Origin of the sequence: Chroococcidiopsis sp. CCNUC1 (genome assembly GCF_023546805.1) — a bacterium.
Taxonomy (GTDB): Bacteria; Cyanobacteriota; Cyanobacteriia; order Cyanobacteriales; family Chroococcidiopsidaceae; genus Chroococcidiopsis; species Chroococcidiopsis thermalis.
Genome location: NZ_CP097480.1, coordinates 4,374,927 through 4,396,118 on the forward strand (window position 1 = coordinate 4,374,927; position 21,192 = coordinate 4,396,118).

Genomic DNA, 21,192 nt, shown 5'->3' on the forward strand with positions numbered 1-21,192 from the left:
ACCATTTGATAGTCAGGAGTTACGCACTTGAGTTTCAGTCCTCGACGATCCCTCCTAGTTCCTCCCTTAAAAAGGGAGGAATAAAGCCCCCTGTTTAAGGGGGTTGGGGGGATCGACTGCGTAACTCCTGATAGTATTAGGAAAATTTCCTAACTAAACTAGAAGTGTATGTATAATAGGCGATCGGTATTTCCAATTTGAACGCTAGAGGGATTTTTTTGAACGCTAGAGGGATTTTTGGCAATGCTGAAAGTATTGTTTGGGATTCAAGCCAAATTTTTTGCGGAAAGCTGAGGCAAAGTAACTGCGGCTATCAAAACCTATTTTCAATGCTACTTCTTCAACATTCATGTCTCCTAATGCTAAAAGTTGCCTTGCTTGTTCCAGTCGATAGTCGTGTAAATATTTAAATGCTGATGTCCCAAAAACTTTCCGGAACCCCCGCTTCAATTTAAACTCGTTTAGTCCTACTTGCCTTGCTAAATCTATCAAGCAAGGTGGACTTTCTAAGTTTTTTAGTAAAATTTCTTTAGCTTGATAAATTCTGTCAATATCGCTCAAGTTCTTGGTAGGGAAGTGGCGATCGCCTATATCCTGTTCCTGACATTGCTGGAAATGAAATGCAATCAATTCCATCGCCTGACTTTCCAAATACATTCGCTTCATTAAGCCTTGATAGGGACATTTGAGGATGTTAGATAACACCATCCACATTTGCTGTGTAATTTCCCGTTGTTGGTAGTAAGGTTGTACGCGATCGCCAATTACGGCTTGGCGCAAGTAAATTGGAATCTGTTCTAGCTCTTGTTCACCAAAACTTTGAAAAAATTGCTGCGGTTCGATTTTCAAATAAATTCGGGAAAATTTCTCTCCCGCTTTCCACCACTCAGTCTCTTTAAAATCGCAGTTACATTCTGAATAGTACTTCCCTACTGATTCATCAGTTTCATCAGTTAAGCTGTAACGCTCAATCCTCACCTTTCCTGAGAGAAAAAAGCTCAAGCCGAATTGAGAATCATCCCATCTATCTCTAGTCCATACAATATCTTCAGTTAACTCTACTTCATGTATTGAAAGAGTTAACCCACTACGTAACTCTACTTGCCAATCGTAGGTATTACAGACATTTGGAATTTTTCCCCGATCGCTCGTTTCAAAATCCTTCGATCGATCGGAAGTTTTTTGCCATAATTCATTCCAGCTTGTATCTGTAAGAATTATTGTCATGATTTAATGAGAATCATTTCATCATCAAACAGTCGAGGTTGCAGCGATCGCATTGACATTGAACGCTCCAGCTAGCTATATCCCTTTGGTTAAATGAGAAACACTCTTAATTGTGGCACAAAATTCACTGTAAGAAAAGTGACCAACAAGGGAGTAGGGAGCAGGGAGTAGCAAAGCGTTAAGACACTATGCCTGAATGTCCAGCTATAATCTGCCAAGTCCCATCCTGAGACTGCGACCAAACTCTAGTAAACCGAAAAACGCCATTTGTGGGCGTACCATTATAACTACCCGATAATTGCATCTTTACTGAAACGATCGCCACATCACCTGCTAACAAAATATGCTGCTCGGAAGCTGACAGCGAGTTGAGTTTGAGAGCGCCAGACTTATGACCTGCTAGATCTTCCTCTTTTCCTACCAAATGCCCCAGGTGATTTGTAAAAAGTAATTTAGGCGACAACAGTTCATCTAATGCTTTCACATCGGAGTGAAGCATTGCTAGCCTGAGCTTTTCTTCTGCCTCGACGATTTGATGCTCAATTTGATGACTCATAATTTTGTCACATAAACGAAGGTGGTTTTATCCGTGTTTACTCTCTTTGGTGTTTCATGTTACAACGAGTCGCCGCCGCTGCCGTCGTATTTTTCCCTCTGCTTCTAACTGCTGGAGAACTCTAGTCACCGTCACTCGGCTCGTACCTAGCGTCTGAGCCAACTGCTGATGGGTGAGTGGTAGCTCAAGCGTCTGCCCGTTATCGACATTACGACCAAATTTTTGACTCAACCACACGAGTAGCTGCCACAATTTTTGAGATATAGGATTGATATGAATGATGCTCAGTAGTTCTTCTGTTTGCTGCTGGTGGTGAACGATCGCATCTGTTAATTGCGCCCACTGATTGCGGTTCCAGCGACTAACTTCTACATTTGTCAGACAGTGGATTTCATAGGGCTGCACTCGTGATAGTGCATGTCCAACAACATCTCCCGCTCCCCAGTAGCCCAAGCAAACCAACTCACCTTCCTGACTCCAAGTAATGCTGCGGGCAACCCCGGATTCAATTTGCCATAAAACTTCTTGATTTTCTGGTAAGCGATCGCGGCGTTGAAACTGTAATTTAGTTGGGGTCGCTGGAGATATCGTTACATCATCTCGGTTGCGATAAATAGGCTGGACGTAGCTCATCACTTTACACCAATAAACCACTAATGCGAGTTACTAGGAATAGCATTCATTTATTCTCAAACAAGGCAAGCAACTTAATTTGCTGACTACAGGCTAAATTCACAACAAAAGCTACTGCAAATTCAGTATTGCAAACCACGTTTGTTATTAAAAAAAACCTTTCTTAATAGAAAAGAATCTCAACTCCAGAACTTTTCTGAACTTTACTAGATTGACAAATGATGGCACTAACACTGAATTGACAAGATTTTAATTTGACCGGAGTATAGATGTGATAGCACCAGAAATCATACTTAACTCTCTCTGCTAACCTCAGTTAGCTTGAAAAGGAGATAAGGCAGCATGATGCAACAGTCTCAGTTAATAATCGGAAATCGCAACTTCAAGTGACATCGAAACTAAGGTTCCTTTTAAACTCATGATTTTTTTGGAGGATAAATGCAACAAAACTTTTCTAGTAATTCAGAAGAAAAAATTACTCTACCACCGATCCATACACTTGATAAAACCGAACTGAATTTCAGTCGTGCTTTTTTTCAAACCGCTCAAACTTTATATAGTTATCTACAAGATATTCAGCTTTTAAGTACCTCAGTTTTTAACATATCTACCGAGCCTTACACTATAGCTATAGTCAGTTTATTTTCTAAAATGATTCAAAGCTATTACTCTTATATTCTATTAGAGATACACCGCGAACGTGTCGGCAGTCAAGTTTTAATTGAACATTTGTATTCAGCCGCGATCGCGCTCGTATATTTATTAGAAAACTCGGAACGTGAGATTTTTGAAAAATATGTTTCTGAGTCTATTTACCAAGCTAATATTTTAGTCGAAAGAATAGAAACACAATTACAATCGGTTTCTCCTAATTTAGAGTTAGCACTGCTGTGTGAATGGTTGAAAACTTTTATGTCTAAATCCGAACTACTAGCAACTAACTGCCAGCTTCCCAACTTAACAGCAGATTTGTGGCACTTAGAAACATTTGATATGACTAATCAACGTGCAGCATCAATGGGATTAGATTTTCTCAGCAATCCAGCGCGGCAAATGGTACACAAGATTACACCAGGTAGCTGGCTAGACGTTCGGATCAATTACTTCAATGCTATTCGTAGTCGGCAATCAGAGCTAAAGAAAATTGATTTTCAACAGTTACGTGATGCCAGCCATTTATGCTTACACGCAACTAAAGTATTTTTAGAGGAAGTTGATTGTTGCGCTGATAACAAAGCTGAAGTGCAACGAAAACAGCAAAGTTTAAGTAGATTCTTTGAATGGTTTTATCAGGCTCACCAAGTATACAGTTGCCATAATGATGTTTCTCTAGAGCTAAATTAATATCGATCGTAGGCGTTAAATGTTTTAGAAATGTTGTTTTATTGCGATCGCAGACTCTTCTATTCTCCTCATAATTGCATCCACAAGGGTGTTGGCTCTTGTCTACCCAAATTGTTTGGTCACAATTTACTAAATTGCCATAGCCGAGGGTCAGTGCCATACAGTGCATCAGCGCACACCCACCTTGCTCCAACGCCTGCATCTATCGCTCGCCCCAGCATAATTCTGGAAAAATTAGATTTTACTGAGAAAAACATAATAAATTTCTAGCCAAAATCTCAGCTCTACTAACTGATACTTTTAAAGAGTTATCATTCATCATTTCGTCAATCGAGCAACAATGAACTTAAGCTGCTTAGAGCAATTTCGTATGATGAAATCGCTCAAGCATGACTTAACAATCCGTATTTAGTCATGAGTTCGCTCGGTCTTTCCACGAACGATATCGATTATTACTTATGCTACTCACTTGAGAACTAATTGCTATCTATTCAAGGAGAATTTATATGAGACTTGAAGGTAAAGTTGTCCTGGTAACGGGTAGCAGTCAAGGAATCGGACAGGGAATTGTGGTGCGACTTGCCCAAGAAGGAGCAGATGTTGTCATTAACTATCGCTCGCATCCAGAAGGAGCGGCAGAAACCTTAGCAAAAGTACAAGCTGCTGGTGGTAGATGCTTCATGGCTCAATCCCCCAGTTCCCAGGGATATACGATTCAAGCAGACTTAGGTAGCGTACATGAGATACGTCAATTGATTGGCGAAAGTATCGAGCATTTTGGCAAGCTAGATATTTTAGTCAATAATGCTGGAATTGAAAAACACGCTCCATTTTGGGAAGTTACGGAAGCCGATTACGATGCGGTAATGAATGTCAATTTGAAGGGAGTCTTCTTTGCAACTCAAGCCTTTGTGCAACACCTAATCGAAACTAAAAGATCTGGAAAGATTATTAACATCAGTTCGGTGCATGAGGAACTGTCCTTTCCTAACTTTACAGTGTACTGTGCCAGTAAGGGTGGCATGAAAATGCTAACTCGCAACTTAGCAGTCGAACTAGGTTCTTTGGGCATCACAATTAATAACGTAGCACCTGGCGCAATAGAAACTCCAATCAATACCCAGCTCTTGCACAACCCCCAAAAGTTGGGTGCATTGTTGAAAAATATTCCCCTCGGTCGTTTGGGACAACCACAAGATGTTGCTTCTTTGGTTGCCTTTTTAGCATCCCCCGATGCTGACTACGTTACGGGTAGCACTTTCTTTGTCGATGGTGGCTTGCTTTGGAATTATCAAGAGCAGTAAGGAGAATCAATTCATGTCAGACTCACCTCTATTTATTCCCGTCATTCTCGGTACTCCCCGCCAAGGTCGTCAAAGCGAATACGTTGCTAAATTTATCGTCGAGCAACTTTCGGTAAGGGATGGTGTAGAGACTGAGTTAATTGATGTTCGAGCGATCGCAATCGCCACGAACGATGCTGGTGAATCGCTCAAAGACCCGCAGTTTTCAGCCTTGATGGAGCGAGCAGATGGATTAATTGTTGTCGCACCAGAATACAACCACGGCTATCCAGGCTTGCTCAAACACGTACTCGATACTTGTCTGAAAGAATACATTCACAAAGCTGTCGGGCTATGCGGCGTTTCTGCTGGACCGTTTGGCGGTACGCGAGTCATCCAGAATCTGCTGCCCGTGATGCGCGAGTTGGGACTGGTGACAATTTTCTACGACCTCAACTTTAGCAACGTCCAAACGCTATTTGATGAGTCTGGAAATTTAATGGACAAACCGACTTATACCCGCCGCCTAGAGCGGTTTATGCAAGAGCTAATTTGGATGTCAACCGTGCTGAGGTATGGACGCACGCAGGTGAGTTTGGATAAGCAGCAGGAAGAGGTTGCCACGATTCATCATGCAAATAAGCCCTGCCCTGAAATGGCTGCACGTATGGGTACTGATGCAATGGATAGCGTTCTCCAAATTAGCCAATCTTGTGAGACAAACGCAGTAGAAGCCAGTTTACTTGCTTAATTATTTTTTGACTTTTGACTTTTGACTAGCTAAATATGAATGCTCTCTACCGTCACTATCCCGAATATTTAATGGAAGCTGCGGGACTTGGGATCTTCATGGTTTCTGCTGTCGTTGTGACAGCCCTACTGGAGCATCCAGCTTCACCGCTGCGACAAACAATTGTCGACCCGTTATTACGCCGTTGCATTATTGGGATAGCAATGGGTTTAACCGCGATCGCGATCGTCTATTCCCCTTGGGGTAAGCAGTCTGGAGCGCACATCAATCCAGTCGTTACATTTACATTCTGGCGCTTGGGCAAGATTAAACGATGGGATGCATTCTTCTACATCGTGGCGCAATTTGTCGGCGGATTGTTGGGGCTGTGGTTAGTTGCAGTGGTATGGAGAGATGCGATCGCCGATCCAGCAGTCAATTATGTTGTCACTGTTCCTGGGGAAGCTGGTGTAGGTGTTGCCTTCTGCGCCGAGCTAATAATTTCCTTTGGCATAATGCTGACGATTCTATTTGTATCGAATATCCCAAAACTAGCTCGATTTACTGGGCTATTTGCAGGCTTATTAGTTGCAACTTACATCACGGTAGAAGCACCATTATCAGGTATGAGCATGAATCCCGCCCGTACCCTTGCTTCGGCAATTGGGGCGCAGACTTGGACGGCAATTTGGATTTATTTCACTGCCCCAGTGTTAGGAATGCTGCTAGCAGCCGAACTTTACGTGCGCCTCAAAGGGCGTAAAGCAGTCCGCTGCGCCAAACTCCACCACCACAATCACAAACGCTGCATCTTTCGCTGTGGCTATCGGGGACAGTGACCAGTGACCAGTGACCAGTGACCAGTGACCAGTGACCAGTGACCAGTGACCAGTGACCAGTGACCAGTGACCAGTGACCAGTGACCAGTAACCAGTGACCAGTGACCAGTGACTACTAGGAGAGAATTGATGCTTGCAAGTCTTAGACAAATTCAAAATCCCGTCCTCAGAACTGTTACGGGAGCAAGCGCGGCATTTGCGATCGCAACTATTGTTTCTGGTGCAGTCGTTGGTTTAGTAAATATTAGAGACAAAGCTAGATTGAGCGTGTATGCTTCATTACTGGGAACTGGTGGCGGCGTTTTGGTTGGTTTAGTTGCGGCTGGAAGGGTAAGCACACAAGCACCGATCGCTCAACCCACAACTGCTAGCACAACTTGGCAAGACTGGCGCAATTTTGTTGTCGTTCGCAAGGTAAAAGAGAGCGAGGAAATCACCTCGTTCTATCTCAAACCAGAGGATAACGGTGAAATTCCTAGCTTTCAACCAGGGCAGTTTTTAACCATCAAACTAGACATTCCTGGGCAAGCCAAACCAATTATTCGTACCTATTCGCTCTCAGATTATCCCGAACCTTGCGAATACTATCGCCTTTCAATTAAGCGGGAACCAGCTCCCCAAGGGTTAGATGTCCCACCAGGGATTGCGTCTAACTTCATGCACGATCGCATCCATGAGGGATCGATCGTTCCGGCTAAACCACCCAAAGGTAAATTTGTTCTCGATCTCAACAAGTCTTTACCAGTCGTACTCATTAGCAATGGTGTGGGAATTACTCCCATGCTCAGTATGGTAAAAGCTTGTGGTCGTCTCAATCCCAACCGACCAATTTGGTTTTTGCATGGGGCGCGAGATGGTCGATTTCATGCATTTCGAGATGAAGTATTGGCGATCGCGCCGCAGAATCTTAACCTACACGTACACTTTTGCTACAGCCGTCCGCGAGTAGAAGATGAAGGACATTATCACGGTATCGGTTATGTAGATGCAGCTCTGGTTAAAAGCTTAGTAAGGCAAGAAGCTGAGTATTTTCTCTGTGGTTCTCCAGCTTTTATGGAGTCTCTGATGGCAGGACTTCAGGAATCGGGAGTAGCTAGTAGTTCCATCTTGTTTGAATCTTTTGGTAAACCGATGAAAGCCACGTCCGAGAAACAACTTCCTACTGCAAGTGGGGATGAGGAAGTTGCAGCAGCAGAAATTGTTTTTGCTAAATCGGGCAAAACCTTAACTTGGCACGAGACTGAAGGAACGATTCTGGAGTTTGCCGAAGCTAACGATCTCGATCCTGCCTATAGTTGTCGTGCGGGTATCTGCGGTACTTGTCAGTGCAAAATCCAAGCAGGCGAAGTGACTTATCAGGAAGCACCAACCGCAGAAATTGATGAGGGTGCGGTACTGATCTGCATTTCCAAACCTAAAACGGCAAGAGTTGTCCTCGATCTTTGATAAGTAGCACTACAGTTATGACTAAGCAACTAACTCAAATCGCCAGAATATTGTTCGCAGTTGGTGCATTTGTCGCGATTGCTACTACTCACACTCAAGTATATCCACAGCCAAGCGCTCGGCTAGCTTCGACATCTGTAACTCAGCCAGCTCAGTCAGCTATCACTGCTGTAGAATCGGTAGGAATGACAGTTGCAGACATGGATCGTTCCATTGATTTTTATTCCCAAGTCCTTTCCTTCCAAAAAGTCTCTGATGTAGAAGTTTTGGGAACCCAATACGAACAATTGCAAGGAGTGTTTGGCGTGCGGATGCGCGTGGTAAGAATGCAGCTAGGTAGCGAATTTATCGAGCTAACTGAGTATCTCACCCCCAAGGGCAAACCATTTCCAGTTGATTCGCGCAGTCACGATCGCTGGTTTCAACATATTGCGATCGCTGTTAGCGATATGGATAAAGCTTACCAACACTTACGCAAGTTTAAAGTACAATACGCCTCCACTGCCCCGCAACGCATCCCCGACTGGAACAAAGCAGCAGCAGGAATTCGTGCCTTCTATTTTCGCGATCCAGATGGTCATTACCTAGAAGCTATTTATTTTCCCCCAGGTAAAGGCGATCCAAAATGGCAACAGCCGACAAACCAACTATTTTTAGGCATTGACCACACCGCGCTCGTTGTTTCTAACACCGCAGCTAGCCTGAAATTCTATCGCGATCTCCTGGGTATGAGGCTAGCGGGAGAAAGTGAAAATTACGGGACAGAACAAGAGCATCTCAACAACGTATTTGGGGCAAGGTTGCATATTAGTAATTTGCGATCGCGCCTTGCTTCCCCTGGAATTGAGTTTCTCGAATACCTCACCCCCAGAGATGGGCGACCTTTCCCAACTGATGCTCGTCCTAACGATTTATTGCATTGGCAAACTACACTAGTCGTGAAAGATGCAGCAGCAACAGCCCAAAAGTTGCAACGACATCGAGCTACGTTTATTTCTCCTAGTGTCGTAGTCATTCCTGGGCAGAAGTTAGGCTTTAAAAAAGGGTTTTTAGTGCGAGATCCCGATGGTCACGTCATGCGGTTGGTAGAGAAGTAGTTAAATCTTGATGGTAGCCTTGACTTTTGCAAAGAAGACTTATTATGACAACCTTAACTCAAGAAGAAATCAGGTTAAAAGCAGCCCTGACGCACGAAACGCACTGGCGCAAATGGGGGCCATACTTGAGCGATCGCCAATGGGGTACAGTCCGCGAAGACTATAGCGCTTATGGTACCGCCTGGGACTACTTTACCCACGACCAAGCGCGATCGCGTGCTTACCGCTGGGGTGAAGATGGCATCGCTGGAATTTCCGACAACCATCAAAGATTGTGCTTTGCGATTGCGCTTTGGAATGGTGAAGATCCGATTCTCAAAGAAAGGCTTTTTGGTCTGACAGGTAATGAAGGAAATCATGGAGAAGATGTCAAAGAATATTACTTTTACCTTGACAATACCCCGACTCATTCTTACATGAAAGCACTGTACAAATACCCGCATCAAGCATTTCCTTACACTCAAATACTGGAAGAAAATAGACGCAGAAATCGTAGAGAGCCAGAACTTGAACTAATAGATACAGCTATCTTCGATGAAAATCGTTACTTTGATGTCTTTATCGAATATGCCAAGCATTCTGCTGAAGATATTCTGATTCAAATTCAGGTAATCAACAGGGGAGCAGAAGCGAAAACGCTACATATTTTACCAACACTATGGTTTCGTAACACTTGGTCTTGGACTAAAGACGAGAACAAGCCGATTCTACAAAAAATTGAATCTGGTAACGGTTTATGTGCGATCGCGGCTTTTCATCCCACTTTGGGAAAAAGATATTTGTATTGTCAGGGGGAAACGGAGCTTTTATTTACAGAAAATGAAACGAATACCGAACGATTATTTAATGTCCCTAATGCTTCTGCTTACGTCAAAGATGGCATTAATGACTACATCGTGCAGGGTCGAAAGGAGGCAGTAAACCCAAATCAATTTGGCACTAAAGCTGCGGCTCATTATCTATTAACTATCAGTGCAGGCGAAACTCAAATTATTAAATTGCGACTCAGCGATCTATCTCTTTGCCCGCCTTCTCAAGCGGGATTAGAAGGATCTGATTACCCCCCTTCTCAAGCGGGATTAGAAGGATCTGATTGCCCCCCTTCTCAAGGGGGGTTGGGGGATCGTCTTACCCCCTTCTCAAGGGGGTTGGGGGATCTCCATTTGCGGCATTCGATGCAATCTTTTCCACCCGCCAGCGAGAAGCCGACGAATTTTATCAACGCATTACTCCCTTTCCACTGGGCGAGGATATGCGTAACGTGCAACGCCAAGCATTTGCCGGAATGCTGTGGAATAAGCAATACTACCACTATATTGTCGAAGATTGGCTCAAGGGCGATCCATCTGCACCCCCACCGCCACGCGATCGCAAAAAAGCCAGAAATCATGAATGGTTTCACTTTTACAGCGACGATATTCTTTCTATGCCCGATAAGTGGGAATATCCTTGGTTTGCCGCTTGGGATCTCGCCTTTCACGCTATTCCTTTAGCAACGATCGACCCAGATTTTGCCAAATACCAATTAGACGTGATGACGCGGGAATGGTATATGCATCCGAACGGGCAAATTCCTGCTTATGAATGGGCATTTGGAGATGTTAACCCTCCCGTCCATGCTTGGGCAACCTGGCGCGTCTACAAAATCGAACAAAAGATTTATGGACGTAGCGATCGCGCTTTTTTAGAGCGAGTGTTTCAGAAATTGATGCTCAATTTTACTTGGTGGGTAAATCGTAAAGATATCGAGGGTAAAAATGTCTTTCAAGGAGGATTTCTGGGATTAGATAATATTGGCGTGTTCGATCGCAGTGCCGTTCTCCCAACGGGCGGACATATCGATCAATCCGATGGGACGAGTTGGATGGGGATGTATTGTTTGAATATGCTGGCGATCGCCTTAGAACTAGCACAAACCAATCCTGTATACGAAGACATCGCTACCAAATTTTTCGAGCATTTTCTCTATATCGCTGATGCCATGAACCACATTGGCGAAATGGAAGCATCTCTTTGGGATGAAGCAGATGGATTTTATTACGATGTCTTGCATTTACCTAACGAGCAACAGATTGCTTTGAAAGTGCGAAGTCTTGTGGGGCTGATTCCGCTATTTGCGGTAGAAACCATCGAGCCAGAAACGCTACAAAAACTTCCAGGCTTTAAAAAGCGAGTGGAGTGGTTTATTCAAAATCGCCCCGATCTGACTCAAAATATTGCTTGCATGAAATCTGAGGGAGTAGGAGAGCGAAGATTGCTAGCAATTGTCTACCGCGATCGGCTGCGGCGAATTCTGCAAAAGATGCTGGATGAAACTGAGTTTTTGGGAGATTATGGCATTCGGGCAATCTCTCGCTACCATGCCGAACATCCCTATATTTTTCATGTCAATGGCACTCAATTTCGAGTTGATTACGAACCGGCAGAGTCTAGTAGCGGTTTGTTTGGGGGTAATTCTAATTGGCGCGGTCCCGTTTGGTTTCCCGTGAATTTTCTCCTGATTGAATCCTTACAAAAGTTTCATTATTATCTGGGAGACGATTTCCAGGTTGAATGCCCCACGGGTTCCGGTCAAATGATGACTTTGTGGGAAGTCGCTGCTGAATTATCCCAAAGGTTAATTCAGATTTTTCTGAAAAACACATCTGGTTATCGACCCGTTTATGGTGGAACCCAAAAGTTCCAAACCGATCCATATTGGCAAGATTTGATTCTATTTTACGAATACTTCCACGGTGATAACGGCGCGGGAATTGGTGCTAGTCATCAAACTGGATGGACGGGTTTAGTCGCAAAGCTAATCGGGCAGTTTGGCGAGTACGAAGGACGGGATAAAGCGCCCCAGTTATCCGCTTACGAGCAAATTGAAGTTTAAACTAGCAGCAGATATTCTACGTACTGCGATCGCCCCTACTCGAACGGAAATCGGATAACTTCTGTGTAGATATGAGTTGCGATAATAAGTCTCATGGAAAAATTACTCAAGTAGACATCGCTATTATTTTTCGGCTCGAATTGGGTAGCGTGGCAATATGGATGAGATGGAAAAAACAGATGCTCGTGACTCCTCATCAGCAACAAAACATCATTGATTAGGAATAAGACCGTGACAGCACATATTCTCCTAGTTGAAGATGAAGTCAAACTGGCTCGATTCCTGGAACTGGAATTGAACAGCGAAGGTTATTGCGTCAGCGTAGCGCACGATGGTGTGGCGGGACTGACTTTAGCACGAGAGTCAGCTTTCGATCTGGCAATTCTGGATTGGATGCTACCAGGGTTAACTGGAGTGGAACTATGTCGTCGTCTGCGTGCTACTGGCAACAAGATCCCCGTGATTTTATTAACGGCAAGAGATGAGGTAGGCGATCGCGTTGCTGGATTGGATGCTGGAGCTGATGACTACGTAGTTAAACCATTCAGCATTGAGGAATTACTTGCCCGAATTCGCGCCCATCTGCGCCGTACCAGCGAACCAGACTTAGATTTGATGCAATTTGAGGATTTAAGCTTGAATCGCCGAACTCGCGAAGTGTTGCGCGGTCAACGAGCAATTGAGCTAACTGTCAAAGAATTCGATCTACTAGAATACCTCCTCAGCCATCCGCGTCAGGTATTTACCAGAGACCAAATTTTAGAAAAGGTTTGGGGTTATGACTTTGTAGGCGATTCCAACGTGATTGAAGTTTATATTCGCTACCTGCGCCTGAAACTGGAAGAAAACAACGAAAAGCGTTTGCTCCACACCGTGCGTGGTGTCGGCTATGTATTGCGAGAGTAATATCAAATGATACAATGTGCTACGGGTAATTGCACGCTGACAATTGTGTCCATCCGCGTAGTATCTCGACATAATTGTTGGTTTTTAACGGGCATTAAACCCATAACTAAAGTTCTTTAGTTCGCTCACGCCTTGGGCAATTTCTAGCAGGTAGCTACTTAGTTCGCCAGTCCGATAGCTGAGGGAGGATAAAACCTCTAAAACGCGCTGTTTTGGATGTCCAAAGGCTGCTACATTGACTCCATCCTGCTGTGCTTCAGGCTGCACGATAATCGATCCTTAGCGACTCGAATCTTGATGAATAAAAGTATACTCTCTTGCCGTGAAAGCCAATTTAGCGGACGAAATATCTCGATATGAGAGATCGATCGGAAACTCCTCAGCTACTTTTCATACACATATCAGCTTTTTACGTGAATTTTCTGAGTGTTTCATCATCTTTCGATCTATTTTATGAGCCACAATCAAGGCACCATCTCTGCCAGAAGCGTCGATCGCCGTAAAGCAGCGAGAAAATATCAGACTTGGACGATCGCGGCTTTTCTGGTTTCCAAAACACTTTTGGAAAACCCTAACCACTTCGTCCTGATTAGTTTTGATGAAGTCCCGAATGTGACTTCTTGCGTGTTCTAACCGCTGACCCCTATTCTCTAGCTCAGAGGAACTCACTCATGACCGCACAACATTACGATGTCATTATCATTGGAACGGGAGCAGGCGGTGGTACGCTGGCGTATCGTCTCGCTTTTAGTGGTAAAAAGATTTTGATTTTGGAGCGAGGCACATTTTTACCCATCGAGAAAGAGAACTGGAGTGCTTTAGAAGTTTATCAACGAGAGCGGTATCACACCCAGGAACGCTGGCATGACACGAACGGCAAAACTTTTCGTCCCGCAACTGGCTACTGGGTAGGTGGCAATACTAAAGTTTACGGTGCGGCTTTACTGCGATTGCGAGAACGGGATTTTGAGCAGGTCGAACATAAAGAGGGTATTTCGCCAGAGTGGGCGCTGAAATACCGTGACTTTGAACCCTATTACGATCGCGCAGAAGAATTGTACGACGTGCATGGGCAGTCTGGTATCGACCCGACTGAGCCACCTCGAAGCTTGCCTTATCCCTACCCTGCGGTACGCCACGAACCTCGGATGCAAGAACTTGCCAATTTGCTAACCCAGGTAGGTTTACATCCATTTAACCTACCTTTGGGACTGAAACTCAATGAAGTCGATCGCAGCTTGGAGAACTGTATTCGCTGCAATACGTGTGATGGATTTCCCTGCTTAACTCGCGGCAAAGCAGATGCTGAAGTTAACTGCATTCAACCAATTCGCGATCGCACAAACGTTACCTTGCTCGTAGCAGCCAAAGTAACGCGCCTGCACACCAGTCCCTCTGGTCGAGAGATCGCTCGTGTTGAAGCGGAAATTGATGGAGAGCATCAATTTTTCACAAGCGATATTGTCGTAGTTGCCTGTGGTGCAATTAATTCAGCAGCGTTGCTGTTGCGATCGCGAAACGATCGGCATCCTAGCGGGCTGGCAAACAGTTCCGGTCAGGTAGGGCGGAACCTGATGAAGCACAACTGCACGGCGATGGTGCAACTGAGTACCAAGCTCAATTCAGATGTTTATCAAAAGACTATTTGCATCAGCGATTTCTATTGGGGGGAGCTGAGCTTTCCTTATCCAATGGGCTTGGTGCAGAACACGGGCAACGTGCTAGCAGATATGTTACCTGCGGAAGCCCCTGCTTTACTAGCTCCTTTGTTAAAACTTCGACCGGGAGCAGAACTGAAAGCGATCGCCGACCGTAGTGTAGGCTGGTGGTTACAGACCGAAGATTTACCCGACCCTGACAACAGAGTGCGAGTAGAAGGAGATCGCCTCTACCTGGAGTACAAACCCAATAATACCGAAGCGGCTAGCCGACTGATTCAACGTTGGGCGACTGTTCTCAAGCAGGTCGATCGAGCAGAACATTTCATGCCCTTCAGTCTTTACCCCCGCAACACAATCCCGCTACAAGCAGTAGGGCATCAATGCGGAACTTGTCGCTTTGGCGAAGATCCCACAACGTCTGTATTGGATCTCAATTGTCGCACTCACGAAATTAATAATCTCTATGTCGTTGATGGTAGCTTTTTTCCTTCCAGTGCCGCAGTAAATCCAACATTAACGATCGTTGCTAATGCTCTACGAGTGGGCGATTATTTGTTGAAACAGTTGATGTAGTAGTCTGCCACCATAATTTTTTCATTTCTTGGCTGCGATTATAACGACAGATATTTAACCGGAGATCGTATTACTGGTATTTAGCAGAGCTATACAGGTAAACTAATTGTAAATACGCTACCTTCGCCTAATTTTGAGCGCAATGTCACGCTACCGCCCATTCCCTCTACTAAAGTTTTGACAATCGGCAATCCTAAACCAGAACCTCCAGTAGTGCGAGTACGGGCTTCATCAACGCGATAAAAACGCTCGAAGATCCGAGATTGGTGTTGCAAGGGAATCCCATAGCCGCGATCGCAAACTTGAATAATCGCTGTTGCTGGTTGAGTGTCTAGTTTTACTTGAATAGACGTATCTGGCTCAGAATATTTGATTGCATTATCAATTAAATTGAGCAAAACTTGCTTGAGACGATCGTAGTCTGCTTTCACAACGATGGGATAAGTTTCTGTCTCAATTGCGATCGCGCGATCGCTGTATTGACGCGCCATCCCCACCACTTCCGCTACTAGATCGTTGAGTATAAAAGAATCGATCCGAAACTGCAAATAACCGCTATCTGCTCTGGCTAAATCGAGTAAATCTTGTAAGAGGCGGATGGTACGTTCTGCTTCAGATGCAGCAGTTTCTATAGCTTCTTGTTGAGTTTCTGTTAAGTTATGCTGTCGTCGCAATACGCTTTGCAAGTATCCATGCACGATTGTCAGCGGCGTGCGCAACTCATGGGAAACATTGCTGACAAATTCCCGTTCTCGTTCCCAAGCTTGAGAGAGGCGAGATAATAACATATTAAATGTTTGCGCCAGTTCCTTCACTTCGCTAGGTGCGCGTTCGAGATTCAATCGCGATCGCCCTAAATCTTCAGCCGAAATTAACTGAGTCATTTGGCTTAATTGGCGCAGAGGTTGAAGCGATCGCTTCAGGTAGAAAGCGATCGCTACTGTCACTGCCAGCAGTACTCCTATACTGATAATGCCCAAATTCCCCACCACTGCCAAAAACATCTGTCGATCGCGCGAAATGTCTCTTGCCACGAACAGTTGACCGATTGCTCTCCCTCGGACTTGCAATGAGCTGCCACGTAGCACAAAGTAGCGTCCGTTAACTTCGGAGACTTGGGCTTGAGACGGCATTTGTGTTAGGGACATTAAAGCAGCAGCCGTACTTCGATCGTTCTGCATCTTGAGACTGACAGACTTAGCTGTAATTTTCCCATCAGGATGCTTTACCCATAGAAGGGTATCAGCAGTCGTCAGGTTATTAATTGCTTTGCTTAATCCGGTTTCTACTGGCAACATTTCACTGTAGAGTTCTACATCGTGCGGTAGGCGTTCAGCTATGTATTCAATTCCCTGTTTGTGGCTGTTAATTAGGATGCGCTGCATTTGCCATCCCGTCCAGATTGCAATGCTACCCAAGCCTACCGAGGAAACAGTTGCAATGCCAATTGTTAAACGCGATCGCAATGAAAACGGATCGAGCCGCCATACTTCAGGAAATGTTCTCTGTCCCCCTCTCCCCATCCCCTTCGGGGACGGGGACTCCAAGTCCCCCTGCTTCCCTGCATAATTCTATTCTGCTCCTCACAGGCGAGATGCCTGCGCTACCTTTAGTGCCTGCTCTACCTGGCTCTGTGAAGTTTTGGCTGGACAGGTCTGATTCATGAAGTCGCATTGCTCAATGTAATGTTTCTGCCAGCCCAAAGGAATTTCTAGCAAGTCGCGCGTCCCAGTTAGTCCTTGTCCCACAAACAGTAAGAGGACGGTAGAAAAGCCAACTATTTCCGCTCAGATAGAAGAGAATAAGATTTTACAGGTAATCGAGTGGGAAATGGGACTGAGGATAAACAGCGATCGCGTAAAACTCTGGGTCGAATTAGAGAACAAGAAATTGCGCTTTGCTAAGTACTGAATTATTTAAAGTGGTTCTTTGGCTAACTTAACCATCTTCATATATACCAAATTTTCCCCGCATTTCCATCATTTTTTTAATTTCAGTGTTACTAGTTTTGATGGTTTCCTGTGCCATACGTTTGATTTCAGGATTTGGAGATTGAAGTGCTGACTCTGCTGCTTCAACCATTTTCATCCGAAGCATAATCATCTCATCAATGAAACGCCTAGATCTTGTCTCATTCAGGGGACTAGATGGAGATTGTTGAGCTATTTGGCTATTCAGTTCGATGGTGTTAGCATGGTTAGTCATGCGAGTATCTACATTATTTGACTGTGTAGCACTTGCGGAGGTAGTTGCTATAGCTAAGCTAATAGTTGTAAAGGCAATACTTTTTACAAGAGTATTCATGCGAGTGAGTTTCCTTCTGTTGAATTTGTGTCATACTGATGTTTCAGAGTTAGATTAGCTCGATCGTCCCAATCCAACTATGACCTTTAAAGAATTACTCTAAAAGGATTGCCTGAGAAATCGCTGAGTTCCTACTAAAAAATCTCTGAGTCAATCGAGATTTCGGCTGAATAATGTCGAACTAGGGCAATGCTTTGACATAGCCAATCTGTGGAGCTGAATAGATAGAAACAAATACAGCATCTTCTGTGCCCTCATTCACGGCTCCGTGAATCTGCGATCGATCTGCAACAGCACATTGACCCACACTCAGTGTTTGGCGCTGACCGTCCCCTAAATAATAAGTCAGCGTTCCTTTTAGCATTACCCATGTATCCTGTCCGCTGGGGTGAAGATGAGCTTCAACCTTTTGTCCAGGTTGTACCGCCCAAACTGCAACACTAGAGTTATCCGTCACCACAACTTCAGTGACTTGAGCGCATTGGTCAGAAAAGCAGGCGAAGGTTTGGAGGTCAAAGATTCTTTCGTACATCAGCTCAACCGTAACTCCCAACTTTATATAGTCAACACTAGTAGGTGGTTGAAGTTTGGCTCGACAAACATGTCAACCTAGCAGTAAAGCATTCAGCGATCGCTGTGTTTCCTACGGTTGACTATGCTACATTCTGTTGAATATTTTTAGTGTTTGCTCAACTACTAAATTTAAATGAGCGTGTCATATGTCACAAAGATCGACTCGCATAGTCGAGATTTTGAAATCATCGGTTAACTTCGGGCGAAAAAAAGGTAAGAAGATTTTGCTGAAGATTCGGTCAAACTTATTTTGTCGTGTAGTGCGATCGCTAAAGTCGAGTTGATAGATTGTTGGCGCTCTCCTCCTGATAAATCTTTTGAACAGATCTTCTCCCATAAAAAATGGTAAGAATGGCGGTGGCGTATGCAAGTAAGCTATAAATCGCAGCAGGAACAGCCATATCGGGATTGTTTAACAGTCCGGCAGTAATCGCGATCGCTAGCGTCGCATTTTGAATTCCCACCTCAATTGCAATACAGATCCTTTGGGCAAAATTCAAATTAAACAACTTGCCAAACCAAAACCCGATCGCCATTGAGATTATATTTAGTAGTGCTACTCCAATTCCAACTTGGGCGATAAAACTGGGGATGCGATTCCACTCGTGAATTATAATTGCCACGATAATTAAAGCGAGGAAGGCAACGGCAAGCCGATTCGCGGTCTTCTCTAGTCGGCGGGCTAAGTCGGGAAACTTTTGCCGAATCGACATTCCCAAAACAATTGGTAATATGGCGATCGCGAAAATTTGCAGCATCGTTTGCCCAATTGGTAAGGCGATCGCCGCATTTTGTCCGATGAAATATTGCAGTGACAGGTTTGCAAATATGGGAATTGTGAATACGGTAATGGCGCTACTCAAAGCCGTTAAAGTCACGGAAAGGGCGACATCTCCTTTCGCCAAATAAGTAATCATGTTGGAAGAAGGTCCGCCTGGACACAAAGCCAGTACCATTAATCCCACTGCCATTTCTGGCTGCATCGGTACGATCGAAGCGACCAGAAAGCCGACGATGGGGAGAAAGAGCAATTGACTGACTAGACCAATAGCGACGGCTTTGGGATAGCGGGTGACTCGTTGAAAGTCTTCTGGCACGAGGGTTAACCCCATGCCTAGCATTACGGTTGCTAGACCTATCGGTAAGAGGACGGCAGTAAAAAAGTTGGCTTGCATAGATTAAGCTAGGTTTATTTTTTCAATCAGCGTTGTGCAGCAGCATCCATGTTAGACAAGCAATCTCTACGTGTATCGGATTTTCTGTAGCTATCGAGAAGCTTGCTGAGTGTCTAGAAGACGAGGCTTTGAAATTATAAATTTTAACTGAGAGTAAAATTGCTAATCTGGTGACTTGCTCTTTAACTTTTCCCGATTATTGTTTCATTGAATTATGCAGGTTTTAAATCTTGAAATTAACTGAAGCTCGATCGCGTTTAAACCAAAGCCAAGCAACGTATCGACAATTACTTACACGATCGTATATTTGAGTAGAATGGCTCACGAGATATAACTTTTAGTAAATAACAAGTAATTCTACTACAAATTGGAGATTTTACTAATTGAAGTTTGGCGATATTTCTATGTCAATCCAAGCATGAAGCATTGCTGCCTACAGACCAATTCCTTTATGGCTTTAGAACGAGTATAGAGATCGGAGTTCATCGCATCTAATGATTAACTTGCCTCCTTTTTTTAACATTGCCCTGTCTTGGAACACCGCTGTATTTTTGGTTGACATAGCTCTGAAGCCAGCGCTCCAAACTATATAAGGCAGAATCGACCTTAACACTAATTTATGGGATTAGATTCTTTTGTACGGCTACTCTATGTGCCGGAAGATGCTTTGAGATTGCGTCAGGGCAAACTAAGAGTACAGAAGCTTGAAAAATACACATTAAGAGAGTCAGATGTACTTGAGGCTGCCGAGATACCGATCGCAATCAATGATGCATACAATTTTTTTTCCCAAGCTGATGTTGTTGAGAGAGCAACGTCATACGGCTGGATGCCTGAACTGGAAGAATCGCAAAGCATCTTTGAAACTGAATTGCCTGCTGAAAGAGAAAGTAGTCTTGTATCCCGAAAAAAGGGAACACCTGTTTCAACAAACAGATTCTCACGAAAAGTAAAAGCTCTTATCTTTCGCCCTTTGGCTATAATTAAACGTAAAGTCTTAGCAAGATTTCGGATAAATATTCATACGCTAAATAGTAGCCAAATTTCAAAAGATCTTCTATTCAAGTTAAATCATATTCATAATGCAAGAGAGCGAATTAAGCAGGTTTCGTTTTCATCTGATGGAGGATGGGTGGTTTTATATGAAAGAAATGGTTTTCTCTATAGTGATATTTCCAATGATGTGATTGACAAGTTGTGGGAATTCAGCAATGCAGGTGAAGAAATTAAGCAAGTTACCTTTGCTCCAAATGGTGCATGGGTTATTTTACGTAATCGGTGCGATTTCTGGCAATCTAATCTACCCAAAAGGATGTTTAATCAGCTCTGGAGTTCCTTCAATATAGGGCAAGAAATTAAGCACATCGCGATCGCAGCCAATCTAGGTTGGATTATCTCAAGTGGACAAAATACTTTCTCACATAGTCACATTCCAGATGACATGAGCGACAAACTTCTAGAGTTTCGTGGGGCAGGTGAAGAAATCAAGCAAATCGCTTTTGCCCCAAATGGAGGATGGGTAATCTTGAGGGAGCGCAATGACTTCTGGTACAGTAACATCCCAAACGATCTGATTAATACGTTGTGGAAATATCATCGTTCGGGCAGAGAGATTCGACAAATTAGTTTTGCAGAAAATTCAGGTTGGGTAGTTTTAGGGAGTCTGTAGCTTCTCTAAAGTCAGGATAATTTTTGACTTTTTTGTAAGGCTTGTAAATTTTGTGAAAATCAGGTGAGTTCTCAATTACAGAGTTAATCTTAGCTCTTTGAGCCTTTGAGATTTTTGTCAAGTTTAGAAAATTTATCATGACCCAAATTCTATTATTTATGTGACCGCTTCAATGAAGCGATTTAGCCTACTAGCGGTTCACTACCGCAATTGGAAGCGAAATTACAACTCTCAAATATTGCTGGATTATAGCTAAACCAAAGCTGAGAAGGCTGGCTTGCCCTTTTGGGAGGAAGGCAGA

19 protein-coding genes and 1 pseudogene are annotated in these 21,192 nt (G+C 44.0%); 11 read left to right on the forward strand and 9 right to left on the reverse strand.

Going from position 1 to position 21,192, the window contains the following annotated elements; genetic code table 11:
• Nucleotides 1–225: 225 nt before the first annotated feature.
• From M5J74_RS20060 to M5J74_RS20070, 3 genes are all read right to left on the reverse strand, one after another.
• Nucleotides 226–1,227, reverse strand: coding sequence for an AraC family transcriptional regulator (locus tag M5J74_RS20060; RefSeq protein ID WP_250012958.1), 1,002 nt, complete (start codon nucleotides 1,225–1,227; stop codon nucleotides 226–228).
• A gap of 178 nt (nucleotides 1,228–1,405) precedes the next feature.
• Nucleotides 1,406–1,783 carry a nuclear transport factor 2 family protein gene (locus tag M5J74_RS20065; protein WP_106166843.1) on the reverse strand — a complete coding sequence of 126 codons (378 nt, stop codon included), beginning with the start codon at nucleotides 1,781–1,783 and terminating at the stop codon, nucleotides 1,406–1,408.
• Between the two features lie 54 nt (nucleotides 1,784–1,837).
• Nucleotides 1,838–2,416, reverse strand: coding sequence for a Crp/Fnr family transcriptional regulator (locus M5J74_RS20070; protein WP_106166844.1), 579 nt, complete (start codon nucleotides 2,414–2,416; stop codon nucleotides 1,838–1,840).
• A 438-nt stretch (nucleotides 2,417–2,854) separates the two neighbouring features.
• On the opposite strand from M5J74_RS20070, the gene M5J74_RS20075 reads away from it, so the two are divergent.
• The 8 genes and pseudogenes from M5J74_RS20075 to M5J74_RS20110 all read left to right on the forward strand — a co-directional run bounded on the left by M5J74_RS20075 (nucleotide 2,855) and on the right by M5J74_RS20110 (nucleotide 12,936).
• Nucleotides 2,855–3,760 (forward strand): hypothetical protein, encoded by a 906-nt coding sequence (locus tag M5J74_RS20075; protein WP_015155611.1) that lies wholly within the window; start codon nucleotides 2,855–2,857, stop codon nucleotides 3,758–3,760.
• 506 nt (nucleotides 3,761–4,266) lie between these two features.
• Nucleotides 4,267–5,064 carry an SDR family NAD(P)-dependent oxidoreductase gene (locus M5J74_RS20080; RefSeq protein ID WP_250012960.1) on the forward strand — a complete coding sequence of 266 codons (798 nt, stop codon included), beginning with the start codon at nucleotides 4,267–4,269 and terminating at the stop codon, nucleotides 5,062–5,064.
• Between the two features lie 13 nt (nucleotides 5,065–5,077).
• Nucleotides 5,078–5,794 carry an NADPH-dependent FMN reductase gene (locus tag M5J74_RS20085; RefSeq protein WP_015155609.1) on the forward strand — a complete coding sequence of 239 codons (717 nt, stop codon included), beginning with the start codon at nucleotides 5,078–5,080 and terminating at the stop codon, nucleotides 5,792–5,794.
• Nucleotides 5,795–5,829: 35 nt separating this feature from the next.
• On the forward strand, nucleotides 5,830–6,612 hold the full coding sequence (locus M5J74_RS20090; protein ID WP_015155608.1) for an MIP/aquaporin family protein: 783 nt from the start codon (nucleotides 5,830–5,832) through the stop codon (nucleotides 6,610–6,612).
• Between the two features lie 129 nt (nucleotides 6,613–6,741).
• Entirely contained in the window at nucleotides 6,742–8,058 is a 1,317-nt protein-coding gene (locus M5J74_RS20095; protein WP_371934061.1) for a 2Fe-2S iron-sulfur cluster-binding protein, read from the forward strand.
• A gap of 17 nt (nucleotides 8,059–8,075) precedes the next feature.
• Complete coding sequence (locus tag M5J74_RS20100) at nucleotides 8,076–9,155, forward strand: VOC family protein (protein ID WP_250012962.1); 1,080 nt, start codon at nucleotides 8,076–8,078, stop codon at nucleotides 9,153–9,155.
• A gap of 44 nt (nucleotides 9,156–9,199) precedes the next feature.
• Nucleotides 9,200–12,030, forward strand: a pseudogene (locus tag M5J74_RS33565) (glucosidase).
• A 231-nt stretch (nucleotides 12,031–12,261) separates the two neighbouring features.
• Entirely contained in the window at nucleotides 12,262–12,936 is a 675-nt protein-coding gene (locus M5J74_RS20110) for a response regulator transcription factor (protein ID WP_015155603.1), read from the forward strand.
• Nucleotides 12,937–13,020: 84 nt separating this feature from the next.
• Here the strand turns inward: M5J74_RS20110 and M5J74_RS20115 are convergent, their stop codons facing one another.
• Nucleotides 13,021–13,203, reverse strand: coding sequence for a hypothetical protein (locus M5J74_RS20115; protein WP_106170429.1), 183 nt, complete (start codon nucleotides 13,201–13,203; stop codon nucleotides 13,021–13,023).
• Nucleotides 13,204–13,389: 186 nt separating this feature from the next.
• Here M5J74_RS20115 and M5J74_RS20120 point away from each other — a divergent pair, with 186 nt between their 5' ends.
• On the forward strand, nucleotides 13,390–13,569 hold the full coding sequence (locus M5J74_RS20120; protein WP_127025309.1) for a glycoside hydrolase 100 family protein: 180 nt from the start codon (nucleotides 13,390–13,392) through the stop codon (nucleotides 13,567–13,569).
• Nucleotides 13,570–13,607: 38 nt separating this feature from the next.
• A complete protein-coding gene (locus M5J74_RS20125; protein WP_015155601.1) occupies nucleotides 13,608–15,170 on the forward strand; it encodes a GMC oxidoreductase in 1,563 nt (520 codons plus the stop codon).
• An 89-nt stretch (nucleotides 15,171–15,259) separates the two neighbouring features.
• Here the strand turns inward: M5J74_RS20125 and M5J74_RS20130 are convergent, their stop codons facing one another.
• The 5 genes from M5J74_RS20130 to M5J74_RS20150 form a co-directional block, all read right to left on the reverse strand.
• Entirely contained in the window at nucleotides 15,260–16,693 is a 1,434-nt protein-coding gene (locus M5J74_RS20130) for a cell wall metabolism sensor histidine kinase WalK (RefSeq protein ID WP_041462517.1), read from the reverse strand.
• Between the two features lie 60 nt (nucleotides 16,694–16,753).
• On the reverse strand, nucleotides 16,754–16,918 hold the full coding sequence (locus tag M5J74_RS20135) for a hypothetical protein (protein ID WP_158631970.1): 165 nt from the start codon (nucleotides 16,916–16,918) through the stop codon (nucleotides 16,754–16,756).
• A gap of 190 nt (nucleotides 16,919–17,108) precedes the next feature.
• Nucleotides 17,109–17,474 (reverse strand): hypothetical protein, encoded by a 366-nt coding sequence (locus M5J74_RS20140; RefSeq protein WP_015155599.1) that lies wholly within the window; start codon nucleotides 17,472–17,474, stop codon nucleotides 17,109–17,111.
• A gap of 181 nt (nucleotides 17,475–17,655) precedes the next feature.
• Nucleotides 17,656–18,006 (reverse strand): cupin domain-containing protein, encoded by a 351-nt coding sequence (locus M5J74_RS20145; protein ID WP_015155598.1) that lies wholly within the window; start codon nucleotides 18,004–18,006, stop codon nucleotides 17,656–17,658.
• Between the two features lie 310 nt (nucleotides 18,007–18,316).
• Nucleotides 18,317–19,222, reverse strand: a complete 906-nt coding sequence (locus M5J74_RS20150; protein ID WP_015155597.1) for a bile acid:sodium symporter family protein — start codon at nucleotides 19,220–19,222, stop codon at nucleotides 18,317–18,319.
• Nucleotides 19,223–19,841: 619 nt separating this feature from the next.
• Between M5J74_RS20150 and M5J74_RS20155 the strand changes: the two genes are divergently transcribed.
• A complete protein-coding gene (locus tag M5J74_RS20155) occupies nucleotides 19,842–20,891 on the forward strand; it encodes a hypothetical protein (RefSeq protein ID WP_106216518.1) in 1,050 nt (349 codons plus the stop codon).
• Nucleotides 20,892–21,192: the final 301 nt, after the last annotated feature.